The 19,041-nt window shown below is 34.8% G+C and carries 19 protein-coding genes and 1 pseudogene; 6 read left to right on the top strand and 14 right to left on the bottom strand.

Annotation, left to right across the window (positions count from 1 at the left end; translation table 11 throughout):
* Window positions 1–205: 205 nt before the first annotated feature.
* The 3 genes from purB to IEW45_RS02305 are packed head-to-tail and all read right to left on the bottom strand — an operon-like array spanning window position 206 to window position 2,147.
* A complete protein-coding gene (purB, locus tag IEW45_RS02315) occupies window positions 206–1,558 on the bottom strand; it encodes an adenylosuccinate lyase (protein ID WP_188619606.1) in 1,353 nt (450 codons plus the stop codon).
* A gap of 51 nt (window positions 1,559–1,609) precedes the next feature.
* The gene (locus IEW45_RS02310) at window positions 1,610–1,903 is read right to left on the bottom strand and encodes a type II toxin-antitoxin system RelE/ParE family toxin (protein ID WP_188619605.1); all 294 of its coding nucleotides are present in this window, start codon (window positions 1,901–1,903) and stop codon (window positions 1,610–1,612) included.
* Window positions 1,896–2,147 carry a type II toxin-antitoxin system ParD family antitoxin gene (locus IEW45_RS02305; protein WP_188619604.1) on the bottom strand — a complete coding sequence of 84 codons (252 nt, stop codon included), beginning with the start codon at window positions 2,145–2,147 and terminating at the stop codon, window positions 1,896–1,898. The genes IEW45_RS02310 and IEW45_RS02305 overlap by 8 nt, the downstream gene beginning before the upstream one ends.
* 133 nt (window positions 2,148–2,280) lie before the next feature.
* Between IEW45_RS02305 and IEW45_RS02300 the strand changes: the two genes are divergently transcribed.
* The gene (locus IEW45_RS02300; RefSeq protein WP_188619603.1) at window positions 2,281–2,898 is read left to right on the top strand and encodes a hypothetical protein; all 618 of its coding nucleotides are present in this window, start codon (window positions 2,281–2,283) and stop codon (window positions 2,896–2,898) included.
* Window positions 2,899–3,702: 804 nt separating this feature from the next.
* Here IEW45_RS02300 and IEW45_RS14795 read toward each other — a convergent pair.
* The 3 genes and pseudogenes from IEW45_RS14795 to IEW45_RS02285 all read right to left on the bottom strand — a co-directional run.
* Window positions 3,703–4,389, bottom strand: a pseudogene (locus IEW45_RS14795) (SIR2 family NAD-dependent protein deacylase); the annotation flags it as partial.
* 4 nt (window positions 4,390–4,393) lie between these two features.
* Window positions 4,394–5,185 carry an anti-sigma factor gene (locus IEW45_RS02290; RefSeq protein ID WP_188619601.1) on the bottom strand — a complete coding sequence of 264 codons (792 nt, stop codon included), beginning with the start codon at window positions 5,183–5,185 and terminating at the stop codon, window positions 4,394–4,396.
* A complete protein-coding gene (locus IEW45_RS02285) occupies window positions 5,185–5,715 on the bottom strand; it encodes an RNA polymerase sigma factor (RefSeq protein ID WP_188619600.1) in 531 nt (176 codons plus the stop codon). Before IEW45_RS02285 ends, IEW45_RS02290 begins: the two co-directional genes overlap by 1 nt.
* Before the next feature lie 55 nt (window positions 5,716–5,770).
* On the opposite strand from IEW45_RS02285, the gene IEW45_RS02280 reads away from it, so the two are divergent.
* A complete protein-coding gene (locus IEW45_RS02280; RefSeq protein WP_188619599.1) occupies window positions 5,771–6,442 on the top strand; it encodes a TrmH family RNA methyltransferase in 672 nt (223 codons plus the stop codon).
* Window positions 6,443–6,451: 9 nt separating this feature from the next.
* Here the strand turns inward: IEW45_RS02280 and IEW45_RS02275 are convergent, their stop codons facing one another.
* The 6 genes from IEW45_RS02275 to IEW45_RS02250 all read right to left on the bottom strand — a co-directional run bounded on the left by IEW45_RS02275 (window position 6,452) and on the right by IEW45_RS02250 (window position 10,911).
* On the bottom strand, window positions 6,452–7,210 hold the full coding sequence (locus IEW45_RS02275) for a carboxypeptidase-like regulatory domain-containing protein (protein ID WP_188619598.1): 759 nt from the start codon (window positions 7,208–7,210) through the stop codon (window positions 6,452–6,454).
* Window positions 7,211–7,289: 79 nt separating this feature from the next.
* On the bottom strand, window positions 7,290–9,029 hold the full coding sequence (locus tag IEW45_RS02270) for a DEAD/DEAH box helicase (RefSeq protein ID WP_188619597.1): 1,740 nt from the start codon (window positions 9,027–9,029) through the stop codon (window positions 7,290–7,292).
* Window positions 9,030–9,120: 91 nt separating this feature from the next.
* Window positions 9,121–9,702, bottom strand: a complete 582-nt coding sequence (locus IEW45_RS02265; RefSeq protein WP_188619596.1) for a non-canonical purine NTP diphosphatase — start codon at window positions 9,700–9,702, stop codon at window positions 9,121–9,123.
* A 21-nt stretch (window positions 9,703–9,723) separates the two neighbouring features.
* Window positions 9,724–10,182 carry a magnetosome magnetite crystal formation protein family gene (locus IEW45_RS02260; protein ID WP_188619595.1) on the bottom strand — a complete coding sequence of 153 codons (459 nt, stop codon included), beginning with the start codon at window positions 10,180–10,182 and terminating at the stop codon, window positions 9,724–9,726.
* The gene (locus IEW45_RS02255; protein ID WP_188619594.1) at window positions 10,158–10,565 is read right to left on the bottom strand and encodes a DUF2752 domain-containing protein; all 408 of its coding nucleotides are present in this window, start codon (window positions 10,563–10,565) and stop codon (window positions 10,158–10,160) included. The genes IEW45_RS02260 and IEW45_RS02255 overlap by 25 nt, the downstream gene beginning before the upstream one ends.
* A 10-nt stretch (window positions 10,566–10,575) precedes the next feature.
* Window positions 10,576–10,911: a TM2 domain-containing protein gene (locus IEW45_RS02250; protein WP_188619593.1), complete on the bottom strand. Its 336-nt coding sequence runs from the start codon at window positions 10,909–10,911 to the stop codon at window positions 10,576–10,578.
* 230 nt (window positions 10,912–11,141) lie between these two features.
* Here IEW45_RS02250 and capB point away from each other — a divergent pair, with 230 nt between their 5' ends.
* Window positions 11,142–12,407: a cysteate-C-fatty acyltransferase gene (gene capB, locus IEW45_RS02245; protein WP_188619592.1), complete on the top strand. Its 1,266-nt coding sequence runs from the start codon at window positions 11,142–11,144 to the stop codon at window positions 12,405–12,407.
* 45 nt (window positions 12,408–12,452) lie between these two features.
* Here the strand turns inward: capB and IEW45_RS02240 are convergent, their stop codons facing one another.
* Window positions 12,453–13,571: a GTP cyclohydrolase gene (locus IEW45_RS02240; protein ID WP_188619591.1), complete on the bottom strand. Its 1,119-nt coding sequence runs from the start codon at window positions 13,569–13,571 to the stop codon at window positions 12,453–12,455.
* 7 nt (window positions 13,572–13,578) lie between these two features.
* Window positions 13,579–14,580 carry a transporter gene (locus IEW45_RS02235; RefSeq protein WP_188619590.1) on the bottom strand — a complete coding sequence of 334 codons (1,002 nt, stop codon included), beginning with the start codon at window positions 14,578–14,580 and terminating at the stop codon, window positions 13,579–13,581.
* A gap of 127 nt (window positions 14,581–14,707) precedes the next feature.
* On the opposite strand from IEW45_RS02235, the gene IEW45_RS02230 reads away from it, so the two are divergent.
* The 3 genes from IEW45_RS02230 to IEW45_RS02220 all read left to right on the top strand — a co-directional run bounded on the left by IEW45_RS02230 (window position 14,708) and on the right by IEW45_RS02220 (window position 18,885).
* Complete coding sequence (locus IEW45_RS02230) at window positions 14,708–14,992, top strand: DUF4834 family protein (protein ID WP_188619589.1); 285 nt, start codon at window positions 14,708–14,710, stop codon at window positions 14,990–14,992.
* 135 nt (window positions 14,993–15,127) lie between these two features.
* Entirely contained in the window at window positions 15,128–17,602 is a 2,475-nt protein-coding gene (locus IEW45_RS02225; RefSeq protein WP_188619588.1) for a YfhO family protein, read from the top strand.
* Window positions 17,603–17,604: 2 nt separating this feature from the next.
* On the top strand, window positions 17,605–18,885 hold the full coding sequence (locus tag IEW45_RS02220; RefSeq protein ID WP_188619587.1) for a glycosyltransferase family 4 protein: 1,281 nt from the start codon (window positions 17,605–17,607) through the stop codon (window positions 18,883–18,885).
* Window positions 18,886–19,041: the final 156 nt, after the last annotated feature.

Here is a 19,041-nt window from a genome sequence, read left to right as displayed (position 1 = left end):
AAAGTAAGTGTTATATTCCAGCAATAACGCTTCTTTAACATCTTTTACAAATGTTGAAATTAATCCCATTTTTAATTGATGAAAAACTTTATAAATACACCTTAAATAAAAAAGAAAACCGATATTCTCTGAATTAATACTGCTAAAACATAGCGAGTATATTAAAAAATATCGGTTTTCTTTTAAAATTATTTTTATAAACGTACTATACGTTTATACCTAAATAGTTAGAAGGTGTAATTTGTAATAGTTCATTCTTTACATCGTCACTTACGTTAAGTGTGTTTATAAAGGAATGTATAGCTTCTTTATTTATTACTGTATTAGTACGTGTAAGATCTTTTAAAGCCTCATACGGGTTAGGGTAGTTTTCCCTTCTTAAAATGGTTTGTATCGCTTCTGCTACTACAGCCCAATTCTTTTCTAGGTCTTCTGCAAATTTATCTGCGTTAAGCAATAGTTTGTTAAGCCCTTTTAAAGTAGCTTCAAAAGCTATTAATGTATGCCCAACAGGTACACCTATATTTCGTAATACAGTACTATCTGTTAAGTCACGTTGCAGTCTTGATATTGGTAATTTAGCAGCAAGGTGTTCAAATAGTGCATTTGCAATACCTAAGTTCCCTTCTGAGTTTTCAAAATCAATAGGATTTACTTTATGTGGCATAGCCGATGAACCTATTTCACCTGCTTTAATTTTTTGCTTAAAGTAGTCCATAGATACATACGTCCATATATCGCGGTCTAAATCAATAAAAATATTATTGATACGTTTTAAAGCATCGCAAAAAGCAGCAAAATGGTCGTAATGTTCTATTTGTGTAGTAGGGAATGAGTGTTTTAACCCAAGGTTCCCTTCAACGAAGTCGATACCAAACTGTTTCCAGTCATTTTTAGGGTAGGCAATAAAATGCGCATTAAAGTTACCTGTAGCACCACCAAATTTAGCAGCAAAAGGTACGTTGAATAACAAACGCATTTGCTCTTCTAAACGTTCTACAAAAACAGCTATTTCCTTACCTAAACGCGTAGGCGATGCCGGTTGCCCGTGTGTTCGTGCCAGCATAGGTACATCTGCCCATTCAACAGATAGCTCTTTTAATTTGGCAATAACCTTAATAAGCGATGGCAGGTATACGTTTTCAAATGCTTCTTTGGTAGAAAGCGGTATAGCCGTGTTGTTTATGTCCTGAGAGGTAAGCCCGAAGTGTATAAACTCTTTATACGCTTCAAGTCCCAGTGTATCAAATTTCTTTTTTATAAAATACTCAACCGCTTTAACATCGTGGTTAGTAGTTTTTTCTATTTCTTTTATATCCGCTGCATCCTGTGCAGTAAAATTTTTGTATATATCGCGAAGTTCTTCAAACTTACTTTCGCTTACGCCTTCCAACTGTGGCAGGGGTAATGAGCATAGTTCAATAAAGTATTCGATTTCTACTAATACACGGTAGCGTATTAGTGCTTCTTCAGAAAAATAAGCTGATAACGATTGTGTTTTACCTCTGTATCTTCCGTCTATCGGAGAAATGGCATTTAATTCAGTTAAAACTTGCATTTGTTGTTGTGTGTTTCAGTAAACGGCAAAGATAGGTTTTTGAAGCCAATATTAAAACTTCTGTTTTATATCCATTCTGCCGTGAAGTATTCTTACTACTTCTATTTCTTTTTTGTCAATTATCAGGTAAAATATAATATGTTCTCCTGATTTATAGCCGAATAAAGAATCAGCTATTTCGGTATATGATTTACCTAATAACGGATTGTTTGCTATTTCTTGACAACTGTCTATAAGTAATTTGTAATATTTGTCAGCTTGCCTTTCAGACCATTCATCATAAGTATAGCTCCATATATTGGCTAAGTCATCAACAGCTTTTTTTGAAAGATGATATTTAGCCATTTTTCGCTTTTTGAGCTTTTAATGATGCAAGGTGTTTTTTGGGGTCGAAATCATCAGCTCTTCCACTGTTTATTCCTTCCTGAATAGCCTTTTTTAGCATAGCAGCTTTATCTTCTTGTTCTTCAAGAAGTCGTAACCCCGCCCTTACTACCTCACTTACATTTTTAAATCGTCCGTTTGATATTGCATGTTCTACAAACCCTTCAAAATGATTGCCTAATGATATTGATGTGTTTTTCCCCATAACCTGAATTTTTTGTAAAGTTACCAATTTTAGGTAATAATTAAATATAAGTCTATAGAAAAATTACTGCTTTACAATAGTTTAAAAAATAATGCTAACTTGCCGTTCCATCATCAAAAAATAATAAATTACTATGAAAAAACTGCCTTTGCTATTAGCTTCAATGCTTATCTTTTTAGTATACAGTTGTATAACTATTAAGGCGGAAAATATAACTACCGACGGCAAGAGTATAAAAACTGTAAACACAAAGCTACAGGATAGCCTTGCTTTTGAGCTTTGCAAACTATATGGTAGCGACCAGGGGTTAAGAGACCCTTATTTATATGGTGGCAAAATAGACTGGGCTTACGTTCAAAAAATAGATTCTATTAACTTTAAAAAGCTGGTTGCTTTTGTAAAAGATAACGGATTCCCGACTAAAAAGCTTTTAGGTGAAAAGAACTATAGCCATGAATGTGTAGAAGCTGCTGCTGTTGCGGTATTACTACATACCCCACATATGCTGGTAAATGATAAAACGTATTTTAATGTGTTTTTAAATGAGGTTAAAAAAGGAAATTTAAAAGCGGAAATGTATGCTACTATTTTAGATAAGTATTATTGGGTAAAAAAGGATAATAACCACAGGGTACTATATGGTTCTCAGTTTGGAATGCCATGTAAAGATATGCGAGAAGAAACCAACAGCGCCAGAGCAGAAATAGGCTTAGCTCCTTTAGCGGATTCTTTGTTTGTGGACTGTGATTAAGTGCTGATTTCATTAAAAACAGAATAAAATTCATCATTATCTATTAGATATTCAATTGTTGATATAATTGATTTTCTATCTGTTCTTTCTATAATTATCATATCAGAAGCCAAAAATAATAACCTGAATCGCATTCTCCTGTTTTTTGATTTTTTAATCTGAGGTGTTGGATGTTTTGATAAGTGAAAAATGTAGCAATGTATTTTTTATCATTATCAAAAGTAACTATAACATCAGTATTGTCATTAGTATATAATTCACCTTCAATAATTGACCCTTTAACTTCGCTTTCTATCCATATATCTTTTATTGAGTTCATTATGTATTTGTCAATTCTTCAAAAATCTTTTTAGTCCAGTCTTTTATTGAGGTGTGGAATTCAAATAAAGTCTGCTCGTTTTCACTTGTAAAATACTCTTTTTGATTAGTTATTAAACCATATATGAAAGAACTTGCTTTTCTGCCATTTATATTAAAATAATAGTTTTCAAGAGATAAATCAGTAGCGCAAAAATCTCCGTTGTATTCTTCTTTTGTTTGAAAACTCTGATTGTTTAAAATATTGTCAAGCATACTTTTTAGATGCTCAGGAAAGTTTCCGGAAGAAATATGAGTTTTCTCCTTATTATCTTCATTACGAAAGCTCATTTTTATCTCATATTCATATAAGAGATTTACAAAAAGGTCAATATTGAGCAATCTATGAGTTAAACCATCGAAGTAGGTGTAACCAAAAAGATAGTCTTTATCAAGTTCAAGTTTATCTTTTAAGTTATTCTTTATCAGAGGGAAAAAAGCAGTAAACGACATCAGTTTTCCTTTTACTACCTCTATCCCCTCACTAGCCGTTAACGGAAATACCTCTAATGGGTTTGGTAAGTGCGGGATTTGTGCCGGTTTCGGGTCTATGTAATAAATAGGGGTATCGGGTTTAGCATAGTCTACAAGCCCTGCTGCAGGGTATACCTGCATACTGGTGCCTATTACTATCATATAATCAGCTTGTTCTACTATTTTCATGGCTTTTTCAATAGCGGGTACCGCCTCACCAAACCATACTATATGCGGGCGTAGCTGTTTTTGTGTAACAGGGTGTAGTGTGCCTTGTAAAATATCGTCTTGCCAGTTCAGTATCTCTGTTTCGCATACAGTACAGCGCGCCTTTAACAGTTCGCCATGCAGGTGTACTACATTAGTACTGCCACCACGTTCGTGCAGGTCGTCTACATTTTGGGTAATAACCGTAACATCAAAATGGCTTTCCAGTTCCGCTATTATTTTATGCGCTTTGTTGGGCTGTACTTCTAAAAGCTGTTTACGCCTTTGGTTATAAAAATCCAGTACCAACGCAGGGTTTTTACGAAAACCTTCGGGTGTTGCCACTTCCATAACATCGTGTCCTTCCCAAAGCCCGTCAGCATCGCGAAAGGTTTTAATACCACTTTCGGCACTCACTCCGGCTCCGGAAAGTACTACCAGTTTCTTTTTCATTTAGTTATACTTTTCCCAGTGTGTAAAGTTGTTCAAGGGTAGGCGAATCGCTACCACCTTCCGGTTCAAGCGTAATACCAAAGGCTTCAGCCCCTTCAAAAGAGTCTACTTTATAAATACCTTTTGTGTCGGCTATATTATCAGTATCAAGTACACCTATACTGGTTGGGGTAAGGGGACTAAGTTTAAGTGCCCATACTTGGTATACTTTTCCTTCGGGTGGAGTAGGCAGTCCTGCAATATCAACATAAGTTTCGTTATCGGCTTTGTTTAAGTATATTTTTGCTTTAGCATCGGGGGCTACTTGTTGTCCTTCCAGTGTTATGGTTTGGTCTGCTTTATCGCGAACTATTGCCAGTGCCTCTTCTGTTTGGGTGTTTTGCTTTTGTGCATCGGCAAGCATTTGCTCATACTTATTTCTTTCAATAACCACTTTTTTGGCTTCGTCTTTAACTTCGTTATACTTGTAATACTGTATACCTATACCAAACATAAGTATAACGGCTGCTGCCCAACCAAGGTATGGCGATACAGATTTTTTAGGTTGTATTTGTACTACTTCGCCACCTTGTCGCTCAAGTAATATTTGTTTTATTTTATGGTAGTTTTCTGCCGAAAGTTTTGGTGATATACTATATGACAGGTTTATAACTGCCTGTTCTATAGATAGTATTTCTGCTTGTACTTCGGGGTGTTTTTGTGCCATTTCCTGTACCGCAATATTCTCTTCCTCGGTTAGCAACCCGAAAACAAACAATTCCAGTGTTCCTGATTCTATTAGTTCTTCTTTCTCCATTACGCTTGTAAAATGTTCCTTAATTCTTTAATACAATTTCTGTTTTGTGTTTTTACTGTACCCAAAGGTATATCCAGTTCTTCGGAGGCTTCTTTTTGTGTGTAGCCTTTAAAGAACAGCAAATCGATTATACGAATACATTTAGGTTTCAGTTTTTGGATAAATTGTTTTATCCCGATAGCGTCTATCTTATTCGTGGTTGAGGTATTGTGGTCGAGAATATGTACGAAATTGTCTGAAGATAAGTTTTTCTTACTGTTATTATGGCTTTTAGAGCGCAACCTGTCTATAGATGCATTGCGAGCAATATTAAGAATCCAGGTAAAAAACCTGCCTTTTTTGTCATTGTAAGTATCAAGATTTTTCCAGATTTTTACAAATACCTCTTGCAATACATCTTCGCTTTCTTCTTTATCCTTTAGCAGGTTGTATATTACCCCATACAAACTTTTGGAGTACATGTCGTATAGCAAGGTAAAGGCTTTACTGTCTTTTTTGTAAATTTGCTCTAATAGTTCTTCCTGTGTCATAAGTTCAATTTGATACGCCTAATTTAGTAAAAGATTTTTAACATTTTAACGATTAATGAAAAACACTTTTGGTGCAGACTACCTTCAACATCTGGAAGGCTTTATTACAGAAAACAGAAAAGAGACTTTTTTAAAGGTATTACAAAACCGAACAAAACATTTTACAGTAGCTGTAGAAGATGTTTTTCAGTTGCATAATACCAGTGCGGTAATGCGTACCTGCGATGTTTTTGGTATACAGGAACTTAATGTAATAGAAGAAAAATTTGGTAAAGATATAGATAAGGAAATAGCTTTAGGCGCACAAAAGTGGGTTGATATTAACCGGCATGCTTCTACAGCATCATGTATACATAAGTTAAGAGGGGAAGGGTATAAAATTATAGCTACTTCACCGCATATTGACTCGTGTTATCTTGATGAATTTGATATAACGAAACCCGCAGCGTTGTTTTTCGGGACTGAAAAAACAGGGCTATCGCAAGAGGTATTAGATCAGGCAGATAGTTTTATTAAAATACCAATGGTAGGTTTTACTGAAAGTCTTAATATATCTACATCGGCAGCTATTGTAATGCAGTATATAACAAGTAAGCTAAGAAAATCAGATATTGATTGGAAGTTAACTGATGAAGAGTTACTGCAAAAGCGTATTGACTGGGCTGAGAAATCAATTAAAGATATTGATTATATAAAGCGAAAATATATTGAGGCTAATCAGGAATAATAAAATTCTTTAATCTCTGTTTAAAACTTTATATTCTTCATAACAGCTACTTATCGCATCCATTATCTGTAAGTCATTAGCAGTGGTAATAAATGCTTCGGAGTAGTTACAACGCTCTAATATTTCAGCAATTTCATCTTTTGATACACCTAATAATGCAGACAGTGTTTCGCGGTCAAATTTAGATGCTAACAGGTTTCTTACTGTATCATCTTTTTTCATTTGCCTTAAACGGCGCATTTCGGCAGGTTTTTTACCAAAAATATTATGCAGTAAATCGGCAGGGTTTAGTACTGAGCTAACAATACGTTTAAAAGCACTGGGGGAGTACTCTCCGCCCTCGTAGCCATAATTAAGTCCTGCAATACCATAACGGTAATTATTCTCCTCAATAGGAGCTAATTTTGAGTCTATTTGAAGATAACCGGTAAGGTTGTATTTGTTAATTACAACTTCTTCCAGTGTATAAGCTCTTTCTGTAAGCGGAATTTTGGTAACGGTAGCATTATTTATCCAGTCGTTTGTTACCCTTACTTTTATTGCCTGATAACCTGTTTGCGAAATATGCAGGGTATCGTTTGCTTTTGCTTCTATGGTAAATTGTCCTTTAGCATCGGTAACAGTACCTTTTACGGTGTTAATATTAATAATGCTGATATTAGCCGCAGGGCGCATTGTACCATCATTAATAATAATACCCGAAACAGTTGTTTGTGCTAAACCGCTAACGGAAATAAATAAAAATAAAAAAACTACAAAATATCTCATCGAATCTCTATATGTTGTAAAAGTAATAAACAAACGCGATATTTTGTAGTTAGTGTATAATTAAGTAAAAATATTTCTTTTAACTTCTTCTGGATCTTCTTCCGCTGCCCCCTCCTTTATTAAAGTTTCCTTTTCTGGAGTTTGAGCTGGAAGAGTTTTCGAACTTACCGCTTCTTTTATTTCTTCCGTTATGGTCTCTGCGACGGCTGTTGCTTCCTCCACCATCATTTTTAGAGATTTCTACGTTAATTTTTCTGCCTTCTAAGTGCATACTGTTTAACGTATCCATAACTAATGATAAGTTACCGGCTTCTGTATTAAAGAATGAGAATCCTTCTTTTACGTCAACTTTAAATACATCATCACGACCAAGACCTAAAGTATCTCTAAGGAAATCTTTAAGGCTCATCCAGTCGAAATTATCTCGTGAACCAATGTTTATAAAGAAACGTACGTTACCGTCTGTAGGTATTGCATGGCTGCCTCTGTCAGCAGATGGCGTATTAAGGTCTTGATTCTTTTTGTAGTAGTTAATAAACCTGTTAAACTCTACTGACACCATTTTTTTGATAACTTCTTCCTTGGTAAGGTCTTTCATTACCTCATATATAGCAGGAAGGTAAGAGTCTATTTCGTGATCTACTTCTACATCTTTTATTTTATTCGCAAGGTGGAAAAGTTGTATTTCGCAAATTTCCATACCTGAAGGGATAGATTTTTCTTCAAACTTTTGTTTGATAATCTTCTCTATAGTAGATATTTTGCGTAACTCACTTTTAGTAACAATTACGATAGATGTACCTGATTTACCTGCACGTCCTGTACGGCCACTACGGTGGTTATAGGTTTCTATTTCATCAGGTAACTGGTAATTAATTACGTGTGTAATATCATCAACATCAATACCTCTTGCTGCCACATCAGTAGCTACAAGCATTTGTATTTGGCGTGTTCTGAATGATTTCATTACCGCATCACGTTGTGCCTGCGATAAGTCACCATGTAGCGCTGCTGCATTATAACCGTCACCAATAAGTTTTTCGGCTACAGCCTGTGTATCACGTTTTGTACGACAAAATACTACTGAGAAAATATCAGGGTTTGCATCTGCAAGCCTTTTTAGTGCCTCGTAACGGTTACGACCGTTAACTAAGTAAAATTCATGTGAGACTGTAGAAGAGCCTGAATTTTTGTGTCCCACTGTTATTTCAAGTGGTTTTCTCATAAATTCTTTTGCTATACGTGCTACTTCTCTTGGCATAGTAGCAGAGAATAACCATGTGTTTTTCTCATCAGGCGTTGTAGATAATATAGATACTATATCCTCATAAAAGCCCATGTTAAGCATTTCATCTGCCTCATCAAGAACGCAAAAGTTTATTTTAGATATGTCAATCATTTTACGATTAAGCATATCCTGCATTCTTCCCGGGGTAGCTACAATTATTTGTGCTCCTTTTTTAATTTCTCTGGCTTGTTCTGTAATGCTTGCTCCACCATATACTGCAACAGTACGAATACCGTTTATGTATTTGGAGTAAAGTTTAATCTCGTTTGTAATTTGCAGACAAAGCTCGCGAGTAGGAGAAAGTATTAAGGCTTGTGTATTTCTGTTATCAGCATCAATTTTTTGAATTAACGGAAAACCGAAAGCTGCTGTTTTACCTGTTCCTGTTTGAGCAAGAGCAACTATATCGGTATCTTTTTCCAATAATAGGGGAATCGCCTTTTCCTGCACTTCTGACGGGTTTTCAAACCCTAGATCGTTTATCGCCCTCAGCAGCGATTCATTCAATCCTAATTGTTCAAATTTATTCATAAATATTTTTAAAATAGCTGCAAAGGTACTGTTTGTTAGTGAGATATACTAATAACAGTACGAGTTTTATTTTAAATTAAAAATTTGAAAATCAGATATTTATATTTTTCAGAAATTGTGTTAATGCTGTAACGGCTTTGCCACGGTGGCTTAGCTTTGTTTTTTCCTCAAGAGAAATCTCGGCAAAAGTTATATTTTTGCCCTCCGGTTTAAATATAGGGTCATAGCCAAAACCTTCATTTCCCTGCTTGTTTACAGTTATTTCGCCTTTGGCAATTCCTGTAAATAAAAGTTGTTCTCCGTTTAAGTTTAAGGCTATTACAGTTTTAAACTGTGCATTACGGTTACTTTTATCTCTAAGTTCATTTAAAAGCTTTTCCATATTGGCTTCAGCGTTTTTTTCTTCTCCTGCATATCGTGCGGAATATACACCGGGAGCGCCGTTTAGTGCTTCTACTTCAAGCCCTGTATCGTCAGCAAAACAGTTATAACCATATTTTTCGGTAATATAGTTTGCTTTTAAAATTGCATTTCCTTCTATCGTTTCGGCTGTTTCGGGTATATCTTCGGTACACCCAATATCTTCAAGTGTTAGTATCTCAATACTACTCGGTAGCTGATGCTTTATTTCTTTTACTTTGTTTTTGTTGTTAGAGGCAAATACAAGTTTCATTGAATAGAAATAATGGGTTTGTTAATTTTTGTTATTTGGCTTACAGAGTGCATCTGTAATATTAGCTACAACTGCCCAGCGTACATTTTCACCATTACGCACTTTTGAAGAGGTAGCAATAACCGCAATAAACTCGGCTATATTTAATATTAATACAAAGAAAATATAAATTACAAAGAACACAGATACTTTGCTGTCTTGCCACATTATAGCAAAAGTCCAGCCCCATGCAATACTGTTAAACGGTACTATAATAAGTTGTGCTAATACTGCTTGCAGGCTATGCCATTTTATAAAATAGCTCGATTTTAAATTGCTTAAATAGTAAATTAATGAAGCTAATACATTAACTATAGGTAAAGGCACCCCTACAATAACGGCTACTATAGCCATAAGGTATCCGTTTGACGCCTGTTCGTATTCATACGGGTGTATGCTTACCTGTTTTTCTTTAGTTACAGTCCCTTCTGTATATTCCATATCCAGTTTAATAAAATGAGTACAATAAGTAGTATAGCTACAGTTTTTTTGCCTAGAGCCTTTTCAAACTGTAAATAGCTCCTGTATAAGGTCTCTTTTCTTAAAGTTACATCATAAAGAAGCCAAAAAGGAAATATAATTAAAATAGCAGCAATAACATAACCCAAGGGGTTAATTAAAACAGCATCGTAAAAATCTCCTGAAGTTATAGCAAGTACAGAACGGGTATTACCACAGGAAGGGCATGGAATACCTGTAGTTCTTTTAAAAAAACAAACCGGCTTACTATTTACGGCATGTTGTTGCCATAAATTATAAGCCAGCCAGCTATATCCGGCTATTAATCCTAAAGTAAGTATTAGGTATAGCCTTTTTTTTGTCATTACCTTTTTACTATAGGAATTGCTGTATCTTTTCCATGTTCTTTTGGCGAGTAGCATCCTGTATAAGGAACCAGTCAACAATAGTCCATATATATGCCCCACCACAAGTTAAAAGTTTACCTACACCAAGCCCTGTATCACCTATAAGGAAACGATCTATACCAAGCGATCCTGCAAGTATAGATACTATTAATATAGTAGTCGGGTCTTTAAGATCTACTGTTTGTAGCATCATCCATTTGTCCTCATCTAATAACAAAAGTCTTTCTCTCAGGTAGCTTATTTGATGGCTTTGGAAATACTTTGAATTTGACATTATATACATGTCCACTTTTTGTGCATCCATTATTTTTAGTTTTTGGTTGGTTAACTGCGTAAAACTATAAAAATATTTTAATTAAAATTATGTTAAAGTAATTTTTTGATAAAATTATGTATGCATAACTTATTTAAAATACTCTGTTTCTGCAAATCTAAGACCATTTAGTTACTAGCTGCATTAAAAAATTATTATGATGAAAGCAATATAATAACTACTTTTGATGCGTTTTTTATGACACAGAAAATTTAGAGATAATGGTAAAAGATTTATTTGAGAGAATACAAAAAAATAAAGGACCATTAGGTAAATGGGCATCTCAGGCAGAGGGGTACTATGTTTTCCCTAAACTTGAAGGGCCTTTATCCAATAGAATGATGTTTCATGGTAAGAAAGTTATCAACTGGAGCATTAATGACTATTTAGGTCTGGGTAATCATCCTGAAGTAAGAAAAGTTGATGCGGAAGCAGCAGCAGAGTATGGAGCGGCTTACCCCATGGGTGCAAGGATGATGAGTGGACACACTACCTGGCACGAAAAATTACAAGATGAACTAGCTTCATTTGTACAAAAAGAATCAGCGTATTTATTAAACTTTGGTTATCAGGGTATGGTGTCTATTATAGACGCATTAGTATCTAAAAACGATGTTATAGTATATGATGTAGATTCTCATGCTTGTATTATAGACGGTGTACGTTTGCACATGGGTAAACGTTTTACCTATAAGCATAATGATGTAGAGAGCCTTGAAAAAAACCTTGAACGTGCTGTAAACATAGCAGAAACTACCGGAGGCGGTATATTGGTTATTACCGAAGGTGTGTTTGGTATGCGTGGGCAGCAGGGTAAACTAAAAGAAATTATTGCACTAAAAGAAAAGTATAACTTCAGACTTTTAGTAGATGATGCACATGGTTTTGGTACACTTGGTAAAACAGGTGCCGGAGCAGGAGAGGAGCAGGGATGCCAGGACGGTATAGATGTTTACTTCTCTACATTTGCAAAATCTATGGCAAGTATAGGTGCATTTGTAGCGGCAGATAAAGATGTTATTGACTTTTTAAAGTATAACCTGCGTTCTCAAATGTTTGCTAAATCATTACCAATGATTATGGTAAAAGGTGCTCTTAGGCGTTTAGAAATGCTAAGGACAATGCCTGAGATAAAAGCAAAACTTTGGGAGAATGTAAATGCACTGCAAAATGGTTTAAAAAGCAGAGGCTTTAATATAGGTGATACTAATACTTGTGTAACACCTGTGTATCTTGAAGGTAGTATTCCTGAAGCTATGGCGATGGTTAATGACCTGAGAGAGAATTACGGTATATTCCTTTCTATAGTGGTGTACCCTGTAATACCAAAAGGTATTATACTTTTAAGAATGATACCTACAGCTTCTCATACGGCAGAAGATATAGAATTGACACTTGAGGCTTATGAAGCTATTAGAGAAAAATTAGAAAATGGTACATACAAAAAAGTAGCTGCTGAAACTACTGTTGATGTATCAGGAGAATAATTTTACTTGAAATAAAAAATCCCGAGTTACTACTCGGGATTTTTTTTATAAATCTTTTCGGTATGTTCTTCTGCGTTTGTGTATAATAGGGTCGAAGTTTTTCCAAAGATTATGCATTGCACGGTTTTCTTCCAATTCAGGAGTGCGAATACAATTTTGAATGTTATTTCTTTTAAAGACTTTATAATACTCATCAAAAATTATAGCTGTAACCCCTTTGTTTTGGTAAGCAGGCTCTATACCTATCAAGTAAAAAACTACATCTTTACTGTGTTTGCGTGCTTTAAGCAGGTGTAAAAAACCAAAAGGGAATAGTTTGCCGTTAGCTTTTTTTAATGCCTTAGCAAAAGAAGGCATTACAATACAAAAGGCTACTATATTTTTATTTTCGTCCTCTACAAATTTTATATACTCAGGGTTTATAAGCCCTATATATTTCTTTTTAAAGTATGCTTTTTGCTCATCGGAGATTGCTACAAAAGAAGAAAGCCTTTCATACGATCGGTTAAATAAATCGAACATCTTGTCTACATAAGGCATTATTTCTTTGCTGCTGGAAAAGTTTACAGATGTTAAGTTATACCTCTTTTTAATTAAGGTGCTGGCTTTCTGAAAAGATTTAGGGTCTACATTATTCATAGTAAAAGTACTCTCTATGTACTCTTTTTCCTTTACAAAGCCCAGTTTTTCAAAATGTTCTTTATAATATGGAGGATTATACCATGTAATAGCCGTACCTATTTTATCAAAACCTTCTGTTAGCGCACCAACTTTATCTAAGTTAGAAAAGCCCATGGGGCCCTCTACATACTCTAAATGGTGCTCTCTGCCGTATTCATAAACTTTTTCAAGCAATGCTTTGGTAACCTCTATATCATCAATAACATCAAACCAACCAAAACGTACTTTAAGTTTGTTTTGCAGTTTTATTTCCTGCCAGTTAACTATAGCAGCTATTTTACCTACTATCTCATTCCCTTTTTTAGCTAAAAACAGTTTTACATCTGCATTTTTAAAAGCCGGGTTTTTAGTTTCATCAAAATTTTCAAGTTCATCACTAATAAGTGGTGGTATCCAGTACGGGTTATCTTTATATAACTTAAAAGAAAATTTAATGAATTGTTTTTTTTCTTTAAGCGTTTTAACTTCTGTTATAGTTATCATGGTAGGGTTAATCTTCGTCTATTTCGTCAAGTCTTTTTTGCTTGCGCGCTTCTCTTTTCTTTTTACGTTCTTCCTTTTCTTTCTCTTTTTTCTCCTTTAGCTTTTTCTGCTCTTCGTTATATTCATCTTCACGGCTACCTTTACCCGGTAGTAAAACATCAACATAATTAGCATCAAAACGCCAAGAGAGACCTAGTCCTGCATATAATATAGAAGGTGTATCTTTAACATTAGCACTTATTGATGCATCTACTTGTAAAACATCCGTAAGCAGGTGTGCGGCACCTATACGTCCTATACCATCAGAGTAGTAATCACTATTATAGCCCTGAAATTCTACGAAACCAGACCATCTTTCATTAAAACCTCTTGTAAGGGTAGAAATTAAGCCAAGGCTGGGATACTCTGTAGGGAATTTATCAACAATAATATTATTTACCCATACCCACTTACCAAAATGGTTTTGAGTAATAGCCATAAATTTAAAGCTGATTTTATCTTCAGGGAAAGTGTATATATTATTCCCCCCTATAAGGTTTGCACCACCATATAACGCAACAGCGGGTAATAAATTATGCCATTTAAATTTATGGTTTGCTTTCCAACTGTATAAGTTTGGTTCCGGGTTATAGTTTTTGTCAGGGTCATATAATAAGTATTTAGCACCTATATAAGCCTGTTTAAAATCGTTACGGTATTTAGTATAAATTAAATCTTCATGCTGGTCAAACTGGTATTGTAAATCAACTACAAATTCCAGTTCTTCTACAAAAGCACCATATCGAACAGAAAGGTCTATGCCTAAGCCTTTAGTTTCATAATTCAATATAGAGTGGTCTTCCATTATACCGTATACACCCGTTTCTACCTGAAATATACTTTTACCTACAGCAAAAGCAGACATTGATTTACCGGGACGGTTAGAGTTTATTTGGTCAGTATACTGCGCGTATGTAGAAGTAAGACATGACAAAAAAGCAAAAAGAAATATTTTTTTAGCGTATCTCATGTTTGGCAGGTTTATTGTTCATTTTAAGTTAAGGTAATGCTCAAAAATACTACATTTATTATTATTTTAAGGCAGCTTATTTAATTTTAAAGTACGGATTCCGTATTTTTGAAAAAAATTATTGATTATGGACATCGCATCTTTTGCAGGCATATTAAGAACAATAGCCATACTGATATTAATTTATTATGCAGCTAAATTTTTACTGCGCCTGTTTGCCCCTATGATATTACAGCAGGTAGCAAAAAAAGCAGAACAAAACTTCTATCAGCAACAACAGTATAACCAGCAACAATATAACAAAAGTCAGCAAGAGCGTAATACTAACCAACAGCATAAAGTTAAGTCAGACAAAAAATATAATGACAATAAAAAAGTTGGTGAGTATATTGACTTTGAAGAAATAGATTAAAGAAATTTAAAAGTTCCTTACAGGAACTTTTTTTATGCATACATGTTATATTAATTATACCGGCTAATTTATTCTTTCCTGTAAATTAAGTATCTTCACGGCGTTTTACTTTAGTTTAAAAAAGATTAACGATACATGAAGAACATCGGTAAACTCTATCCGCATTTACTGGCTATAATAGGTTTTGTAGTTGTTTCCCTAATTTATTTTTACCCTGTATTACAAGGCAAAAAAATATATCAGTCTGATATTGCTCAGTATACAGGTATGGCAAAACAGCAAAACGATTTCAGGAAAACAACAGGTGAAGAACCGTACTGGGCAGACAACGCCTTTGGGGGAATGCCCACTTACCAAATGGGTGCTAATTACCCACATAACTATGTAAAAAAATTAGACTCCGTTTTACGATTTCTTCCTCGCCCAGCCGATTATTTATTCCTTTATTTTATAGGGTTTTATATTTTAATGTGTGTACTAAAAGTTGATCCGCTAAAAGCATTTTTTGGTGCACTCGCTTTTGGTTTTTCAACCTATCTGGTTATAATACTGGGGGTTGGGCATAATGCGAAAGCCCATGCTATTGCCTATATGCCTATGGTAGTAGCCGGTGTATTACTGGTTTTCAGGAAACGATATATAACAGGTGGTTTGCTTACTATGGTTGCCGCTGCACTGGAAATAAATGCCAACCACTTCCAGATGACGTATTACTTATTACTATTATTACTGGTTATAGGTATATACTACATAGTTCAGATTATACAGAAAAAAGACTTTAAACACTTAGGGATATTAGCCGGTACATTTGTAGTTGCAGGACTTTTTGCAATAGGTGCTAATGCAACAGGATTAATGGCTACTGCCGAGTATACTGATTTTAGTATGCGAAGTAAAAGTGAACTAACTATAAACCCTGATGGTTCTCCTAACAATACAGATTCTGCTATGGACTATGACTATATTACAGAGTATAGTTATGGTAAAGCTGAAAGTTTTAACCTTATTGCACCACGATTATTTGGAGGTGGTGCCCGTGAAAATGTAGGGGAAGACTCTGTAATGTATGAGTTTATACTTTCGCAAGGTGCAAGACCTTCGGAAGCAAAAGATTTTGTTTCGGGTGTACCTACTTATTGGGGAGACCAGCCTATAGTAGAAGCTCCGGCATATATAGGTGCTGTAGTTTTCTTTTTAGCCCTTTTGGCATTGTTTATAGATAAGCGTAAAGTAAAATATGCCTTTTTGGCAGGAGCTATTCTATCGTTATTATTATCGTGGGGTAAAAACTTCCCTGTACTTACCAATTTCTTTATTGATTACGTTCCGCTTTATGATAAGTTCAGAGCAGTATCGTCTATACAAGTTGTATTAGAGTTATGCTTTCCCGTTTTAGCTATAATGGGGCTGCAATCGTTTATGAAATCAGAAAAAGCTGAGCAATGGAAAGGTTTACAGTATGCAGGAGGTGCTGCTTTAGGAGTAATAATAGTATTATTTGCACTTAGCGGAAGTTTTGAATATACAGGTGGGTACGATGCCCAGTTAAGAGAAATGTACGGGCAAATGGGACCTGCATTTGTAGAAGCATTACAAGAACAGCGTGCCGATATGTATATGAACGATTTATTACGTTCAGGGTTTTTAATTTTAGTTACAGGTGGTGTATTGTGGGCTTATAAAGAGAATAAACTATCTAATATGGTTGCGACTATAATAGTAGGGGTACTATTGGTAGGCGATTTATATTTAATAGATAAAAATTACGTAAATAAAGAAGATTTTATAAGTGCAAGAGAGGCTAACATGCCATTTCAGGAAACTCCTTCAGATTCTTACATTCTTGAGGATGATTCATTCTACAGAGTATACGAACCACAGGCAAGACTACAGGGTAGAACATCCTATTTCCATAATTCAGTAGGGGGGTACAGTGCTGTACGACCAAGAAGAACAGACCAACTGTTTACGTATTTGGCAGACCCTTATATTTCTGAAATATATCAGTCTATTGACCCTGAAACAATGCAGGTAAATAAAAACTTCCCTGTACTTAACTTATTAAATATAAAATACATTATTGTACAAGCAGGTGAGGGACAGAGTCTTCCTTTAACGAACCCTTATGCTAATGGTGCAGCATGGTTTGTTAGCGACGTAAAAACAGTAGCTTCGGCAGACGATGAAATCCTGTCGCTTAAAGATTTAAACTCCAAGCAAGAAGCTGTAGTAAATAAAAATGACTTAACAGAAGTTATAAAAGCATCATACGCTGTTGATAGTACTGCTACTATACAATTGGATGAGCATAAGCCAAACTACATAAAATATACTTCTGATAATAAAAATGAAGGTTTAGCTATATTCTCTGAAATATATTATGCCAATGGCTGGCAAGCCTATATTGACGGAAAAGAAGTTCCGTATTTTAGAGCAGACTATGTATTACGTGCTATGCAAGTGCCTGCTGGTAAACACACTATTGAGTTTAAGTTTGACCCTCAGGTAGTAAAAACGGGTAGTTCTATAGCATTGTTTAGTAGTATAGGTATGCTGTTGCTTTTAGTGGGAGGTATATATTTCAATACTAAAAAAGATAACCAACTTTAACTGTGAAGAAGGTTCTTATTATAACATATTACTGGCCACCTGCAGGAGGTCCCGGTGTGCAACGTTGGCTAAAGTTTGTAAAGTACTTACCTGAATATAGTATAGAGCCAATTGTTTACATACCTGAAAACCCTACCTATCCGCTTATTGATAATGATTTGGTTGATGAGGTAAACCCACAAGTTACCATAATCAAGCACAGAATTACAGAACCGTATAATTGGGCTTCTGCTTTTTCTAAAAAAGATACTAAAAAGATAAGTTCAGGAATTATTCCTAACAAGCAGAAACAATCGTTTATGCAGCGATTAATGCTTTGGGTTAGGGGAAACCTTTTTATTCCTGATGCCCGAGTACTTTGGGTAAAGCCATCAGTCAATTATTTATCTAATTATATACAAGAACATGGTATCGATACTGTAATTACTACAGGGCCTCCGCATAGTTTACATTTAATAGGTTTAGAGTTAAAAAAGCAGTTGGCTGTAAAATGGTTTGCTGATTTTAGAGACCCTTGGACTACTATTGGTTATCATAAAGAATTAAAGCTATCTAAAACCGCTGCAAAAAAGCATAAACAACTGGAAAGTGAAGTTTTAAATACTGCTGACCATGTTATAGTAACCAGTCCTACTACTAAAAAAGAATTTGAAGCTATTACTGATAAACCTATAACCGTAATAACTAATGGTTATGATGTATCAAAAGTAGGCAGGCAACCACTGGATGAAAAGTTTACATTGGCACATATAGGCTCATTACTTTCGGAACGTAACCCTAAAGCATTGTGGCAAGCTATAAAAGAGCTTATAGATGAGAATAGTGATTTTAAAAATGCTTTCGAATTAAAACTTATAGGAGCGGTAAGTCAGGAAGTTTTAAATACCATTAATGAGTTTGAGCTTACAAGCTATGTAAATAATATGGGATATATTTCCCATACAGAGGCTTTAGTACAGCAGCGAAAATCACAAGTACTTTTATTAGTTGAAATAGACTCACCTGATACCAGATGTATTATTCCAGGTAAGCTGTTTGAATATATGGTATCAGAACGTCCTATATTGGCTATTGGTCCTGAAGGAGCTGATATTGAGAGTATAATTAAAACTACCAATACAGGAGTTTTTACTACGTATACTGAGAAAGATAAAATTAAAGAAACACTGCAAAACTATTTTGATTTATACCAGAAAAAGGAACTGAAAAGCCATGCTATAGGATTGCAACAATATTCTAGAAAAAATTTAACAGGACAACTTGAAAGTATTCTAAAACGTTAATAATCAGTAATTAAAATACTTTAAAAGTAAAATCCCGTTTTCTTCTTATGAAAGAAAGACGGGACTTAACAAACCAACCAACCAATTATTAACAAATCTCAAAAAGTAGATTGAGATTCATATAGTTAATAGCAAGTTGTGTGCCAAAGTCGGTTT

The organism is Flavobacterium suaedae (assembly GCF_014642915.1).
Taxonomy (GTDB): Bacteria; Bacteroidota; Bacteroidia; order Flavobacteriales; family Flavobacteriaceae; genus Flavobacterium; species Flavobacterium suaedae.
This window is presented reverse-complemented; position numbering and strand designations above follow the sequence as displayed.

Excerpts from the sequence above, each read along its gene's own strand:
- IEW45_RS02305 (WP_188619604.1), bottom strand. The coding sequence starts at position 2,147 with ATGGGGAAAAACACATCAATATCATTAGGCAATCATTTTGAAGGGTTT.
- IEW45_RS02275 (WP_188619598.1), bottom strand. The coding sequence starts at position 7,210 with ATGAGATATTTTGTAGTTTTTTTATTTTTATTTATTTCCGTTAGCGGT.
- IEW45_RS02285 (WP_188619600.1), bottom strand. The coding sequence starts at position 5,715 with ATGACACAGGAAGAACTATTAGAGCAAATTTACAAAAAAGACAGTAAA.
- IEW45_RS02225 (WP_188619588.1), top strand. The coding sequence starts at position 15,128 with ATGAAGAACATCGGTAAACTCTATCCGCATTTACTGGCTATAATAGGT.
- IEW45_RS02270 (WP_188619597.1), bottom strand. The coding sequence starts at position 9,029 with ATGAATAAATTTGAACAATTAGGATTGAATGAATCGCTGCTGAGGGCG.
- IEW45_RS02240 (WP_188619591.1), bottom strand. The coding sequence starts at position 13,571 with ATGATAACTATAACAGAAGTTAAAACGCTTAAAGAAAAAAAACAATTC.
- purB (WP_188619606.1), bottom strand. The coding sequence starts at position 1,558 with ATGCAAGTTTTAACTGAATTAAATGCCATTTCTCCGATAGACGGAAGA.
- IEW45_RS02300 (WP_188619603.1), top strand. The coding sequence starts at position 2,281 with ATGAAAAAACTGCCTTTGCTATTAGCTTCAATGCTTATCTTTTTAGTA.
- IEW45_RS02290 (WP_188619601.1), bottom strand. The coding sequence starts at position 5,185 with ATGGAGAAAGAAGAACTAATAGAATCAGGAACACTGGAATTGTTTGTT.
- IEW45_RS02280 (WP_188619599.1), top strand. The coding sequence starts at position 5,771 with ATGAAAAACACTTTTGGTGCAGACTACCTTCAACATCTGGAAGGCTTT.
- capB (WP_188619592.1), top strand. The coding sequence starts at position 11,142 with ATGGTAAAAGATTTATTTGAGAGAATACAAAAAAATAAAGGACCATTA.
- IEW45_RS02230 (WP_188619589.1), top strand. The coding sequence starts at position 14,708 with ATGGACATCGCATCTTTTGCAGGCATATTAAGAACAATAGCCATACTG.
- IEW45_RS02235 (WP_188619590.1), bottom strand. The coding sequence starts at position 14,580 with ATGAGATACGCTAAAAAAATATTTCTTTTTGCTTTTTTGTCATGTCTT.
- IEW45_RS02310 (WP_188619605.1), bottom strand. The coding sequence starts at position 1,903 with ATGGCTAAATATCATCTTTCAAAAAAAGCTGTTGATGACTTAGCCAAT.
- IEW45_RS02260 (WP_188619595.1), bottom strand. The coding sequence starts at position 10,182 with ATGGAATATACAGAAGGGACTGTAACTAAAGAAAAACAGGTAAGCATA.
- IEW45_RS02265 (WP_188619596.1), bottom strand. The coding sequence starts at position 9,702 with ATGAAACTTGTATTTGCCTCTAACAACAAAAACAAAGTAAAAGAAATA.
- IEW45_RS02250 (WP_188619593.1), bottom strand. The coding sequence starts at position 10,911 with ATGGATGCACAAAAAGTGGACATGTATATAATGTCAAATTCAAAGTAT.
- IEW45_RS02255 (WP_188619594.1), bottom strand. The coding sequence starts at position 10,565 with ATGACAAAAAAAAGGCTATACCTAATACTTACTTTAGGATTAATAGCC.